This window comes from Nakamurella sp. UYEF19, from assembly GCF_040546275.1.
Classification (GTDB): Bacteria; Actinomycetota; Actinomycetes; order Mycobacteriales; family Nakamurellaceae; genus Nakamurella.
Map to the genome: position 1 here is coordinate 88437 of NZ_JBEPNO010000013.1, position 12437 is coordinate 100873.

Consider the following 12437-nt stretch of genomic DNA (forward strand, 5'->3'; position numbering starts at 1 on the left):
GTCGCCGACCTGCATCAGGCGCACCCTGACGTCAGGCAGACTGTCGCCGTGCACATGTCAGGTGATCCGGCCGATTCACCCAACGCCAGGCCACCGTCAACGGCTGACATCGACTCGGATGACGCCAGTGGTGTGGTGGCGGTCGCCGAAGGATTGCCGGGTGCCAGAGACGCAGCTGCAGACGACGCGGCTGCGGGGAGCACCGAGTCGAGCCCGATCACGCCGCTCCTGGTCCCCCGCGATGGCGACGTCCGGCCGGTGGTCGATCCCGCCCGGCTGGCCGAGTGGGCCAGACGACTCGGCCAGGGTTCCGGACCGGTCGCGCTCGACGCCGAACGGGCCTCCGGCTACCGCTACGGCTCGCGGGCGTACCTCGTCCAACTGCGCCGAGCCGACGTCGGGACCGCCCTCTTCGATCCCATCGCCCTCGGCGATCTGGCCATCCTGGACGCTCCGCTGGCCGGGTCCGAGTGGGTCCTGCACGCCGCCAATCAAGATCTTCCCTGCCTCGCCGAGATCGGCATGCGTCCGCGCACGCTGTTCGACACGGAACTGGCCGGGCGCCTGGCCGGACTGCCCAGGGTGGGCCTCGGCCCGCTGGTCGAGCAGATGCTCGGGCTGGGACTTGCCAAGGGGCACGGCGCCGCGGACTGGTCGAACCGTCCGCTCCCACCGGCCTGGCTGACCTACGCCGCCCTGGACGTAGAGGTTCTGATCGAACTCCGCGACGCGATGGAGGAGCTGCTGGACTCCCAGGGAAAGCTCGACTGGGCCAGACAGGAGTTCGCCGCGATCGTCGCGGCGCCACCCACTCCGCCTCGGGTCGACCCCTGGCGACGCACTTCGGGGATCCACAAACTGCGGGACCCCCGCGTCCTGTCCATCGTCCGCGAGCTGTGGCTGGCCAGGGACAACATCGCCCGCCGACGTGATCTGGCACCGCACCGGGTGCTGCCGGACACGGCGATCGTCGCCGCCGCCTCGGCCAGGCCCGCGACCGCCGACGCGCTGGTGGCCCTGCCGGTGTTCGCCGGACGCATCCAGCGGCGGCAGTCGGCGACGTGGTGGGACGCCATCCGTCGGGCCATGGCCCTGCCCGCCGCGGACCTCCCGCCGACAACCCTCCCCGGGGACGGCCCGCCGCCGCCGGCGAAGTGGGCGGTGAAGGACCCGAAGGCAGCTGCTCGTCTGGCCGCGGCCCGGGCTGCTCTCGCCGTGATCTCGGCCAGGGTCGAGACGCCGGTGGAGAACCTGATCTCCCCCGACCTGGTCAGGCGCACCATGTGGTCTCCTCCTGACGGACCTGACCTGCGGGAATGGCTCCGCGCGGGTGGCGCTCGACCGTGGCAGATCGACCTGACGGCCGACGACCTCCGGGGTGCCCTTGACGCCGGGATTCCGCAAGTTACCGGCCAGTAGCTTTTCCGGTAGCATTCGGTCCACCGATCGGCTGTTGCTCGGAACGCCCCGCCGGTCGAGGGAATTTCGAAAACGACAGGAGCCCGCTGTGGCAACGCAGGAATCGACGACCACCGGATCCCCGACGGCCATGACGACGGCCGACCGGCCCCCCGCACCCCGGCAACGGACCCTTCGCGATGTCGTGTTCGTCGAGGGTGTCCGCACCCCCTTCGGCAAGGCCGGCGAGAAGGGTCAGTACGCACAGACCCGGGCCGACGACATGATCGTCAAGGTGATCCGCGAGCTGCTGCGACGGCATCCCGAGCTACCGCCCGAGCGGGTCGACGAGGTGGCCGTCGCCGCGGCCACCCAGACCGGCGACCAGGGCCTGACCATCGGTCGCACCGCCGCCATGCTGGCCGGTCTGCCCCGCTCGGTCCCCGGTTTCGCCATCGACCGGATGTGTGCCGGGGCCATGACGGCCGTGACGACCGTCGCGTCCGGCATCGTCGCCGGCGGCTACGACGTGGTCATCGCCGGTGGTGTCGAGCACATGGGCCACCACCCGATGGGCGCCGGAGCCGACCCCAACCCCCGATTCGTCGCCGACCGGCTGGTCGATCCGTCCGCCCTGAACATGGGTAACACCGCCGAGAACCTCCACGACAAGTACCCGCACCTGACGAAGAAGCGCGCCGACGCCTACGCCATCTCGAGCCAGGACAAGTACGCCGCAGCCCTGGCCGCCGGCAACATCACCCCCGACCTCGTGCCCGTGGCCGTCAGGTCGGCGGAGCAGGGCTGGGGACTGGCGACCACCGACGAACTGGCCAGACCCGGCACCACCATGACGGCGCTGGAGAACCTGCGTACTCCGTTCCGTCCGCACGGCCGGGTCAGCGCGGGCAATGCCTCCGGCCTGACCGACGGAGCCACCGGCGCGCTGCTGGTGGCCGCCGAGGTGGCAGAGGAACTCGGTCTTCCGGTCCGCATGCGGATGGTGTCATTCGCCTACGCAGGGGTCCCGGCCGAGACGATGGGCGACGGCCCCATCCCCGCGACCGAGAAAGCCCTCCGCAAAGCAGGTCTCACGATCGACGACATCGGCATCATCGAGATCAACGAGGCCTTCGCCGTGCAGGTGCTGGCGTTCACCGACCACTTCGGGCTGGCCGACGACGACCCCAGGATCAATCCCTACGGCGGCGCCATCGCGATGGGGCACCCGCTGGCCTCCTCCGGCGTTCGCCTGATGACCCAGCTGGCCCGGGAGTTCGCGCAGCGTCCCGATGTCCGCTACGGCCTGACCACCATGTGCGTCGGACTCGGCATGGGCGGCACCGTCGTCTGGGAGAACCCGCACTTCGACGGCAACACAGGCAGTACCGAAAGCACCAATGGCAACGGCAGTTCGGACGGGGACAGCAGATGAGCAACGCCACCATGACCAATCCGAAGAAGCCGTCGACCGCCCCACCGGCCGAGGTCGTCACCCACGCACATCTGCGTCTGGTCGACGTCCCGGACGTGGTCGGCCAGGTCGCGCTGATCACCTTGGACAACGGGCTGGACCACACCCGGCCGTCGACCTTCGGGCCGCTCGGGATGGCCGAGCTGAACACCGCTCTCGACGCTGCCTTCGCGGCGAACCCGACCGCGATCGCCGTCACCGGCAAGCCATTCGTCTTCGCCGTCGGTGCCGACCTCTCCCAGACGGCCACCGTCGTGGACCGCGAGACTGCCCTGGCGACCGGTGTTCTCGGTCATTCCACCTTCAAGCGACTTCGTGACTCGACGATTCCGACCTTCGCGTTCGTGAACGGAGCGGCACTGGGCGGCGGCGTGGAGCTCTCGCTCGCCTGTCACTACCGGACCCTCGCCGCGAACGCCGCAATGATGGCCCTGCCCGAGGTGTTCCTCGGCATCCTCCCCGGCTGGGGTGGCACCCAGCTGCTGCCGAAGATCGTCGGCCCGGAGAACGCGGTCACCGTCATCATCGAGAACGCGCTCAACCAGAACCACATGATGCGCCCGAAGGAGGCTCTCGGCCTGGGGGTGGTGGACGTGGTCCTGGAGGCCGCCGACTACCTCGAGCAGTCCTTCGCCTGGATGTCCGGCGTCCTGGACGGCCGAGTCTCGGTGCCCCGCAGGGATTTCGCTGCGGCGGAGTTCGACGACCAGTGGACCTCCGCCCTCGAGCGCGGGAAATTGATCGCCGACATGCGAACGCACGGTGCCTCCCCCGCGCCGTACCGGGCCCTGGAACTCATCGCACTCTCGCGGACCGCCGACCTGGCGACCGGACTGGCCGCCGAGGCGCAGGGCCTGGCCGACCTGATCGTCTCCCAGCAGTTCCGTGCCGGACTGTACTCGTTCAACCTCACCCAGAAGCGGGCCCTGAAGCCCGCCGGCGCACCGGATCTCGCGCTGGCGCGCAAGGTGACCAAGGTCGGCGTCATCGGGGCCGGCCTGATGGCCGGCCAGATCGCGATGCTGTTCGCGCAGCGACTGCACGTCCCGGTGGTCCTCACCGACGTCGACCAGGCCCGGCTGGACAAGGGCCTCGCCGGGGTGCACAGAAAAATTGCCGAACGCGCGGCACAGCGCAAGATGACGCCGGACGAGGCCAATCGGCTGACCGCCCTGGTCACCGGATCCCTTGATTACCAGGCGTTCTCCGACGCCGACTTCGTGATCGAGGCGGTCTTCGAGGAACTGGGCGCCAAGAGGGACGTCTTCGCCGCCCTGGAGAAGGTGGTCTCTCCGGACGCCGTACTGGCCACGAACACCTCGTCGCTGTCGATCACCGACATGTCCGCCGATCTGCAGCACCCGCAGCGGGTCGTCGGGTTCCACTTCTTCAACCCGATCTCGGTGATGCCGTTGCTGGAAATCGTTCGGACGGCGAGCACGTCCGACGAAATCGCCGCGACCGCACTGTCGGTGGCGAAGACCTTGAAGAAGGGCCCGATCTTCACCGCCGACGCACCGGCCTTCGTGGTGAACCGGTTGCTGACCCGGTTCATGGGCGAGATCATCGCCGCGATCGACGAGGGGACGGATCCGGCCGTCGCGGACGGGGCGCTCGCCCCCCTCGGTCTGCCGATGACCCCGATCATGCTGCTGCAGCTGGTCGGCCCGGCCGTCGCACTGCACGTCACCGAGACGCTGCACGGTACGTTCCCCGATCGTTTCGAGGTGAGCGAGAACCTCCGGCGCATCGTCGAGGCCGGACACCGGACGCTCGTTTCCTGGACCGACACCGGTGAGCAGGGCCTGGATCCCGAGATCGCCGCACTCTGGCAGCAGGGCACCAACCCGTCCACCGGCGAGCAGGTCCGGGAGCGCGCTCTCGCCGCTCTGGCACAGGAGGCCAGGCTGATGCTCGACGAGAAGGTCGTCGCCGCGGCCGCCGACATCGATCTCGCGCTGCTGACCGGCGCCGGCTGGCCGTTCTGGCTCGGTGGCATCACCCCGTACCTCGATCGCGAGGGCGTGTCGGAGAAGGTCACCGGGCGGCGGTTCAACCCGCCGGGCGTCTCCACCCTGCCCTGAACGGCGCGCCGGGGCGGCCCGGCTACACACTTCAGTTAGCAGTGTGATGAACTCGGCCTGGGATGCATGACGGGCCGGACGACAAAGGAGTCGCGACAGATGCCACAGGACGAACCACCCTCGAGCGCTTCGGGCACGCCCAGACTGGCCGGTCGCGTTGCCGTCGTCACCGGCGCCAGCCGCGGAATCGGACTGTCGATCGCGGAGCGGCTGATCGCCGACGGCGCCAAGGTCGCGATCACCGCCCGCAACGCCGATGCGCTCGCCGAGGCGATCGAGCAGCTGGGTGGCAGCGAGGTCGCGATGGCCTTCACCGGCAAGGCCGATGATCCCGAGCACCAGGACGCCACGCTGGCCGGCGTCGCCGAACGGTTCGGACCGGTCGACATCCTCGTCAACAACGCGGGGATCAACCCGGCCTACGGCCGGCTGATCGATCTGCCGCTCGCCGCGGGCCGGAAGATCCTGGACGTCAACGTGCTCGGCACGCTGTCCTGGATCCAGCGCACCTACGCCGCCGGGATGGAGACCCGCGGTGGGGCCATCATCAACATCGCCTCGGTCGCCGGGATCAGGCCGGCCCCCGGGATCTCGTTCTACGGGGTCAGCAAGGCCGCCGTCATCCACCTGACGGCCGCGCTGGCCGTCGAACTGGGACCGAAGATCCGCGTCAACGGAGTGGCCCCGGCCGTGGTCAAGACCAAGTTCGCCGAGGCCCTCTACGTGGGCCGCGAGGCGGAGGTGGCAGCGCAGTACCCCCTGGGGCGTCTCGGCGAGCCGGGTGACATCGCCGGTGCGGTGGCGTTTCTCGCCTCCGACGAGGCATCCTGGATCACCGGGCAGACGTTCGTGCTGGACGGTGGGGTCACCCAGACCGGAGGGGTCGGATGAAGGCCTGGCAGGTACCGCAGCTCGGCGAGGCCGAAGAAGTGATGACGCTCGGGGAGGTCGACATCCCGGAGCCCGGAGCCGGCGAGATCCGCCTGCGGGTCGGCGCGGTGGCCCTGAACTTCCCTGATGCGCTGATGGTGCGCGGCCAGTACCAGGACAGGCCCGCTCTGCCGTTCACCCCCGGCGTCGAACTGTGCGGCGTGGTCGACGGACCCGGCACCGCCGACGCCCCGACCGGCAGCCGGGTGATGGGGATCGCCTCCATGCCGCACGGGGCCCTCGCCGAGTACGCCCTCGTCAAGGACACGGCCGTCAGCCCGGCCCCCGCAGAACTCGACGACGCGCATGCGGCGGCCTTCACCATCGCCTACCAGACCGGTTGGGTCGCACTGCATCAGCGCGCCCACCTGCAGCCGGGCGAGACCCTGCTCGTGCATGCGGCGGCCGGTGGTGTCGGCTCGGCCGCGGTCCAGCTGGGCAAGGCTGCGGGCGCCAGAGTAATCGGCGTGGTCGGCAGCCCCGACAAGATCGAGGTCGCGGTGCGGTGCGGCGCCGACGAGGTCATCGACCGATCCGCCTACGACGCCGACGGTCTGATCGCCGCGCTCAAGTCCGCTTGCGGCCGCGGCGGCGCCGATGTGGTCTACGACCCGGTCGGCGGTGACTCCTTCACCGCCTCGACGAAGGTGATCGCCTTCGAGGGCCGGATCCTGGTCGTCGGGTTCGCCAGCGGCACCATCCCGAAGGTCGGCGTCAACCACACGCTCGTCAAGAACTACGGAATCCTCGGCGTCTACTGGGGGCTCTACCACCAGCGCAAGCCGCAGGTGATCGTCCAGGCAACGCAGGCACTGTCAGAACTGGTTGCTGCAGGCCGCATCTCGCCGGAGGTCTCCGCCGTGCTCCCGTTCGAGCAGGCACCGGCCGGTCTTGCGGCGCTGGCGGCCGGCCGTTCGACGGGCCGCATCGTCGTGATGGCGCCATGACTCCCCCGGGCGAGCACGGCGACGGGCGCCTGGTGCTCACCGGCGCCTGCGTGGTGGTCACGGGGGCCGGGTCGGGCATCGGGGCGGCCATGGCCCGCCGGTTCGCCGCCGACGGTGCCCGCGTGGTGGTCAACGACCTGGACGCCGACGCGGCCAAGGCGGTCGCCGACGAGATCGGCGGACTGGCCCATCCCGCCGACATCGCCCGCCTGGACGAGGTTTCCGCTCTGGTCGAGGCAGCCACCACCGCCTTCGGCGAGGTGGACCTGTTCTGCGCCAACGCCGGCGTAGCGGTGGGCGGCACCGAACAGACTGCGACGCCCGGCGGCTGGGAGCTGGCCTGGCAGGTCAACGTGATGTCGCACGTGCACGCCGCCCACGTCCTGCTGCCCGGCTGGCTGTCCCGCGGCCGGGGGCGACTGATCACCACTGTCTCCGCAGCGGGCATCCTCACGATGCTCGGGTCGGCTCCGTACTCGGTGACCAAACATGCGGCCCTGGCGTTCTCGGAGTGGTTGCGCGCCACCTACTCCCACCGCGGCATCGTGGTGCAGAGCCTCTGCCCGCAGGGTGTTCGCACTCCCCTGTTCGACTCGACCGGCGGACTCGGCGAGGCCGTGCTGGGCGAGACCGCGCTGCAGCCCGAGCAGGTCGCCGACGCGGTGGCCCTGGCGTTGGAGGGCGAGAGGTTCCTGATCCTGCCCCACCCGGAGGTGGCGGACTTCGCCGTCCGGCGGGCCACCGACCCGGATCGCTGGTTGGCCGGGATGAACCGGGTGCAGCAGTCCGTCGAAGGGGCCGGTCTCCTGTGACAGAGCCCGTGAAGGACACCGCCGCAGCGGTGGCAACAAAAGACGCCGGTCCCGGCCAAGGAGGCCTCGACCTGTCGAAAGTGGCCGGCTACCTGGCCTACCACCGACCGGGCCTGATGACGGGACCGCTGTCCTCGCGGCTGCTCGCCGGAGGGCGCTCGAACCTCACCTACGCCGTCACCGACGGCACCACCGAGCTGGTGCTGCGCCGTCCCCCCCTGGCCCACGTCCAGGCCTCGGCGCACGACATGGGGCGGGAGTACCGCGTCATCTCCGCGCTCGGCTCCACCGAGGTCCCGGTCCCCCGCACCGAGCTGCTCTGCCAGGACCCGGCGGTGATCGGCGCACCCTTCTACCTGATGGAGTTGAGCCCCGGCATCGCGTACCGCCGACGCTCGGCCATCGCGGCGCTCGGCCCGGACACGTTGCGGCGCCTGACGTTCGACCTGGTCGACACCCTGGTGACGCTTCACGCCGTCGATCCGGAGACTGTCGGGCTGGGAGACCTCGGCAAGGTGGCCGGGTTCAACACCCGGCAGTTGCGCACCTGGCGGCGTCAGCTCGAGGGATTGCGCAGCCGCGACCTGCCCGGCATCGACGAGCTCGCCGAGCTGCTGTCCGGGAACATCCCGGAGACGGGCACCGGCGGGTTGGTGCACGGCGACTACAGACTGGACAACGTGCTGATCGACGGCCCCGCCGGCGCCGAGCGCATCACCGCCGTCCTGGACTGGGAGATGTCGACCCTTGGCGACCCGCTGAGCGACCTGGCGCTGCTGCTGCTCTACGCCGATCAGCCGATGCTCACCGGTGAGGGACCGAACGACGCCTCCAGCACCATCGGCTCGGTTCCCGGCCATCCGTCGGCGGCCGAGATCGTCGACCGCTACCGCAACGCCTCGGGACGGGACGTCTCGGATCTCCACTGGTACCAGGCATTTGCCGCCTTCAAACTGGCCGTCGTGCTGGAGGGCGTGTTCTTCCGCTTCCAGCACGGGGCCACCCTGGGAGGATCCGGCTTCGACGGCATCGCCGACATGGTCCAACCACTGGTCGACAAAGGCCTGACGACACTGAGCCAGACGACACCGCGGGAGAGATGATGGATTTCGGATTCGACGCCACCACGCTGGATTTCCAGCACCGCCTGCTGGCCTTCATGGACGAGTTCGTCCATCCGGCCGAACCCGTCTTCGAGGAGCAGCAGGCGGCCAGACCGGGCGCCTGGGGCCCACCGCCCATCGTCGCCGATCTACAGGTGAAAGCACGCGAGCGAGGTTTGTGGAATCTGTTCCTGCCCGGTGCCCGAGGTGCCGGCCTGACCAATCTGCAGTACGCGCCGCTGGCCGAGATCACCGGCCGCAGCCCGTCTCTCGCCCCGGCCGCGCTGAACTGCGCCGCTCCGGACACCGGCAACATGGAGGTGCTGTCCCAGTTCGGCACTCCGGAACAGCAGGCGAAATGGCTGGATCCGTTGCTGGAGAGCACTATTCGCTCTGGTTTCGCGATGACCGAGCCGGACGTCGCCTCCTCCGACGCGACCAACATCGAGACCAGCATCGTGCGGGACGGCGACGACTACGTCATCAACGGTCGCAAGTGGTACATCTCCGGCGCGATGGATCCACGCTGCGCGATCCTGATCGTGATGGGCAAGACCGACCCCACCGCCGCCCGCCACCAGCAGCAGAGCCAGGTGCTGGTACCCACCGACACCCCCGGCGTGACGATCCGCCGGGGCATGCACGTGATGGGGTACGACGACGCCGACCACGGCGGGCACGCGGAGATCGACTTCGTCGACGCCCGGGTGCCGGTCAGCAACCGGATCGGCGAGGAGGGTTCAGGTTTCGCGATCGCGCAGGCCCGGCTCGGCCCCGGACGCATCCACCACTGCATGCGCCTCATCGGCATGGCCGAGCGGGCCATCGAGCTGATGTGCCGGCGCGTCACCTCCCGTGTCGCGTTCGGGCGGCCGCTGGCCGATCAGGGCGTCATCGGCGAGTGGATCGCCGACTCACGGGTCAAGGTCGAGCAGCTCCGGCTGCTGGTGCTCAAGACGGCGTGGTTGATGGACACCGTCGGCAACCAGGGCGCCCACACCGAGATCCAATCGATCAAGATCGCTGCACCGGAAACCACCTGCTGGATCATCGACAAGGCCATGCAGGCGCACGGGGCCGCCGGGGTCAGCCAGGACACCCCGCTGGCCCAGCTCTGGGCCGCCGCACGGACCATCAGGCTCGCCGACGGACCGGACGAGGTGCACCGCCGTTCGCTCGCCCGCCGGGAGCTCAAGAAGTACCAGTAGTTTGAACGGCAGTTAGCCAGAACAACCACGTTTCCGAGACAGAAAAGTCAGGAGTTCTACGGTGAGGTTCGAAGGAAGAGTTGCCATCGTCACCGGGGCGGCCCAGGGAATCGGTGCGGCAACGGCGAAACTCCTTGCCTCGCAAGGTGCAACCGTCGTCGTGGGCGATCTGACGGCGGAGCGCGCCGCTGGCACGGTCGAGGCCATCACCGCTGCGGGTGGCACCGGGTTGGCCATTGGCTGCGACGTCACGGACGGCGAGTCGGTGAACGCGATGGTGGCCACCGCCCTGGACCGGTTCGGCTCGGTCGACATCCTCGTCAACAACGCCGGCATCACCCGCGACGATCTGCTCTACAAGATGGGCCGGGACAGCTGGGATGCGGTGATCTCGACCAACCTGACCAGCATCTTCCTGGTCTGCCAGGCCGCTGCCGTCCCGATGGTGAAGGCGAAGTACGGCAAGATCGTCTCGCTGTCGAGCCAGTCGGCCCGCGGCAACCGCGGCCAGGTCAACTACGCGGCGGCCAAGGCCGGCGTGCAGGGCATCACCGCCACCCTCTGCCAGGAACTGGGTCGCTACAACATCAACGTCAATGCGGTCGCCCCCGGCTACATCGCCACCGCGATGACCGACGCCACCGCGGAACGGGTCGGGTTCCGGCCCGAGGAGTACCAGAAGATGGCCAGCGAGCAGACCCCGATCGGCCGCGTCGGAAAGCCGGAGGACGTCGCCAACGCCATCGCCTTCCTGGCCAGCGAAGAGGCCTCCTTCATCTCCGGACAGACGCTGTACATCAACGGTGGCGTTCGCTAGAACCGATTTCACAGACAAGGAACAGAACCATGGATTTCTCGCTGTCCGACGAAGAACGTGCCATTCGCGACACCGCCCGCGACTTCATCCGGAAAGAGGTGATGCCGTTGGAGGCCGAGGTATTGCGTCGCGAGCGCGCCCACCAACCCGGGCTGGAGCACAGCGAGGTGGTCGAGTTGCAGCACAAGGCGAAAGCCTTCGGCTTCTGGGGTCTGTCCACCCCGGAGGAGGACGGTGGGATGAGCCTGCCGGCCGTCATGCAGTCGCTGATCGCCTCCGAACTCGGGCGCACCTTCGTGCCGTTCCGATTCGGCGGCGAGGCGGACAACATCCTCTACTTCTGCAATCCCGAACAGCGCAAGGAATACCTGGAGCCAACCATTTCCGGCGAGCGCCGGTCATGTTTCGCGATCACCGAGCCGGGTGCCGGTTCGGATGCGGCGAACATCAAGCTGTCGGCCGTGAAGGACGGCGACGACTGGGTGCTCAACGGCGAGAAGGTCTACATCACCGGCGGCAACGAGGCCGACTTCGCCATCGTGGTCGCAGTCAGCGACAAGGAGAAGGGCGTCCGCGGCGGCGGAACGACCGCCTTCCTGGTCGACCGCGACATGGGCTGGAAGGCGGAACCGATCATCACCATGGGCGAGGGCGGACCGGCCGCGCTGGTCTTCGACAATGTCAGGGTGCCGTCGCGCAACATCCTGGGCGAGATCGGGCAGGGCTTCGAACTCGGCATGAAGTGGATCGGCAAGGGTCGCTACCTGATCCCGGCCACCGCGATCGGCATCGCCGAGCGGGCGCTGCAGATGGCCATCGACCACGCGAACACCAGGGTGACGTTCGGCAAGCCGATCGGCGAGAACCAGGCCATCGCCTGGATGATCGCGGATTCGGAAACGGAGATCGAGGCCGCCCGCTGGCTGGTCCTTCGTGCTGCATGGACCGTCGACCAGGGTGCGGATCCGCGTCACTCGTCATCGATGGCGAAGTTGTTCGGCGCCACCATGGTCAACAACGTCATCGACAAGGTCATGCAGATCCACGGCGGCATGGGCTACACCCGCGAGCTGCCGATCGAGCGCTGGTACCGGCAGGTGCGGCTGTTCCGCATCTTCGAGGGCACCGACGAGATGCAGCGGCTCATCCTGTCCCGCGACCTGCTGCGCGGCTACACCAAGATCGGTGGGCACCTGGCATGAGGACCTTCTCCAGCGCGGAAGAACTGCTCGGGGCCGTCGGCGAGAGCCTCGGGCCCGGTGAGCCCTACCTGGTGGAGCAGAGTCGGATCCAGGCGTTCGCCGACGCCACCGACGATCACCAGTGGATCCACCTCGACGAGGAGCGTGCCGCGGCAGGACCTTTCGGCACCCGGATCGCGCACGGGTTCCTGACGCTCTCGCTGCTCCCCGTCCTGATGGGCGGCCTGTACCGCCTCGAGGGCGTCAAGATGGCGGTCAACTACGGCCTCAACAAGGTCCGCTTCCCGTCCCCGCTGCCGACCGGCAGCTCCGTCGTCGCCTCTGCCGTCATCTCGGAGGTGACGCCCATCGCCGAGGGGATCATCCAGGTGGTGCTGACGGTCAGCATCACCGCCGAGGGCGCCAAGAAGCCCTGCTGCGTCGCCGAGTCGGTGGGCCGCTTCTCCTTCGGCTGACTCGACC

The 12437-nt window shown here is 69.0% G+C and carries 11 protein-coding genes; all 11 read left to right on the plus strand.

From position 1 onward, the window contains the following. Nucleotides 1-54: 54 nt before the first annotated feature. The 11 genes from ABIB25_RS17720 (at nt 55) to ABIB25_RS17770 (ending at nt 12430) form a co-directional block, all read left to right on the plus strand. Nucleotides 55-1419, plus strand: coding sequence for an HRDC domain-containing protein (locus tag ABIB25_RS17720; RefSeq protein ID WP_502919845.1), 1365 nt, complete (start codon nt 55-57; stop codon nt 1417-1419). Between the two features lie 130 nt (nt 1420-1549). Continuing rightward, nucleotides 1550-2833 carry a thiolase family protein gene (locus ABIB25_RS17725; RefSeq protein WP_354529871.1) on the plus strand — a complete coding sequence of 428 codons (1284 nt, stop codon included), beginning with the start codon at nt 1550-1552 and terminating at the stop codon, nt 2831-2833. Then, nucleotides 2830-4956 carry a 3-hydroxyacyl-CoA dehydrogenase NAD-binding domain-containing protein gene (locus ABIB25_RS17730; RefSeq protein WP_502919840.1) on the plus strand — a complete coding sequence of 709 codons (2127 nt, stop codon included), beginning with the start codon at nt 2830-2832 and terminating at the stop codon, nt 4954-4956. The genes ABIB25_RS17725 and ABIB25_RS17730 overlap by 4 nt, the downstream gene beginning before the upstream one ends. Before the next feature lie 99 nt (nt 4957-5055). Then, entirely contained in the window at nt 5056-5847 is a 792-nt protein-coding gene (locus ABIB25_RS17735) for an SDR family oxidoreductase (RefSeq protein ID WP_354529806.1), read from the plus strand. Continuing rightward, on the plus strand, nt 5844-6833 hold the full coding sequence (locus tag ABIB25_RS17740; RefSeq protein WP_354529807.1) for an NADPH:quinone oxidoreductase family protein: 990 nt from the start codon (nt 5844-5846) through the stop codon (nt 6831-6833). Before ABIB25_RS17735 ends, ABIB25_RS17740 begins: the two co-directional genes overlap by 4 nt. After that, a complete protein-coding gene (locus ABIB25_RS17745; RefSeq protein WP_354529808.1) occupies nt 6830-7645 on the plus strand; it encodes an SDR family oxidoreductase in 816 nt (271 codons plus the stop codon). Before ABIB25_RS17740 ends, ABIB25_RS17745 begins: the two co-directional genes overlap by 4 nt. Further along, complete coding sequence (locus tag ABIB25_RS17750) at nt 7642-8748, plus strand: phosphotransferase family protein (protein WP_354529809.1); 1107 nt, start codon at nt 7642-7644, stop codon at nt 8746-8748. The genes ABIB25_RS17745 and ABIB25_RS17750 overlap by 4 nt, the downstream gene beginning before the upstream one ends. After that, nucleotides 8748-9956, plus strand: a complete 1209-nt coding sequence (locus tag ABIB25_RS17755; RefSeq protein ID WP_354529810.1) for an acyl-CoA dehydrogenase family protein — start codon at nt 8748-8750, stop codon at nt 9954-9956. Before ABIB25_RS17750 ends, ABIB25_RS17755 begins: the two co-directional genes overlap by 1 nt. Nucleotides 9957-10017: 61 nt before the next feature. After that, nucleotides 10018-10773 carry a 3-oxoacyl-ACP reductase FabG gene (gene fabG, locus ABIB25_RS17760; protein ID WP_354529811.1) on the plus strand — a complete coding sequence of 252 codons (756 nt, stop codon included), beginning with the start codon at nt 10018-10020 and terminating at the stop codon, nt 10771-10773. A 29-nt stretch (nt 10774-10802) separates the two neighbouring features. After that, on the plus strand, nt 10803-11975 hold the full coding sequence (locus ABIB25_RS17765) for an acyl-CoA dehydrogenase family protein (RefSeq protein ID WP_354529812.1): 1173 nt from the start codon (nt 10803-10805) through the stop codon (nt 11973-11975). Beyond that, nucleotides 11972-12430, plus strand: coding sequence for a MaoC family dehydratase (locus ABIB25_RS17770; RefSeq protein WP_354529813.1), 459 nt, complete (start codon nt 11972-11974; stop codon nt 12428-12430). Before ABIB25_RS17765 ends, ABIB25_RS17770 begins: the two co-directional genes overlap by 4 nt. Nucleotides 12431-12437: the final 7 nt, after the last annotated feature.

Bases quoted from the DNA above. Each gene is read 5' to 3' on its own strand.
- ABIB25_RS17720 (WP_502919845.1), top strand. From the start codon at position 55: ATGTCAGGTGATCCGGCCGATTCACCCAACGCCAGGCCACCGTCAACG.
- ABIB25_RS17725 (WP_354529871.1), top strand. From the start codon at position 1,550: ATGACGACGGCCGACCGGCCCCCCGCACCCCGGCAACGGACCCTTCGC.
- ABIB25_RS17730 (WP_502919840.1), top strand. From the start codon at position 2,830: ATGAGCAACGCCACCATGACCAATCCGAAGAAGCCGTCGACCGCCCCA.
- ABIB25_RS17735 (WP_354529806.1), top strand. From the start codon at position 5,056: ATGCCACAGGACGAACCACCCTCGAGCGCTTCGGGCACGCCCAGACTG.
- ABIB25_RS17740 (WP_354529807.1), top strand. From the start codon at position 5,844: ATGAAGGCCTGGCAGGTACCGCAGCTCGGCGAGGCCGAAGAAGTGATG.
- ABIB25_RS17745 (WP_354529808.1), top strand. From the start codon at position 6,830: ATGACTCCCCCGGGCGAGCACGGCGACGGGCGCCTGGTGCTCACCGGC.
- ABIB25_RS17755 (WP_354529810.1), top strand. From the start codon at position 8,748: ATGGATTTCGGATTCGACGCCACCACGCTGGATTTCCAGCACCGCCTG.
- ABIB25_RS17765 (WP_354529812.1), top strand. From the start codon at position 10,803: ATGGATTTCTCGCTGTCCGACGAAGAACGTGCCATTCGCGACACCGCC.
- ABIB25_RS17770 (WP_354529813.1), top strand. From the start codon at position 11,972: ATGAGGACCTTCTCCAGCGCGGAAGAACTGCTCGGGGCCGTCGGCGAG.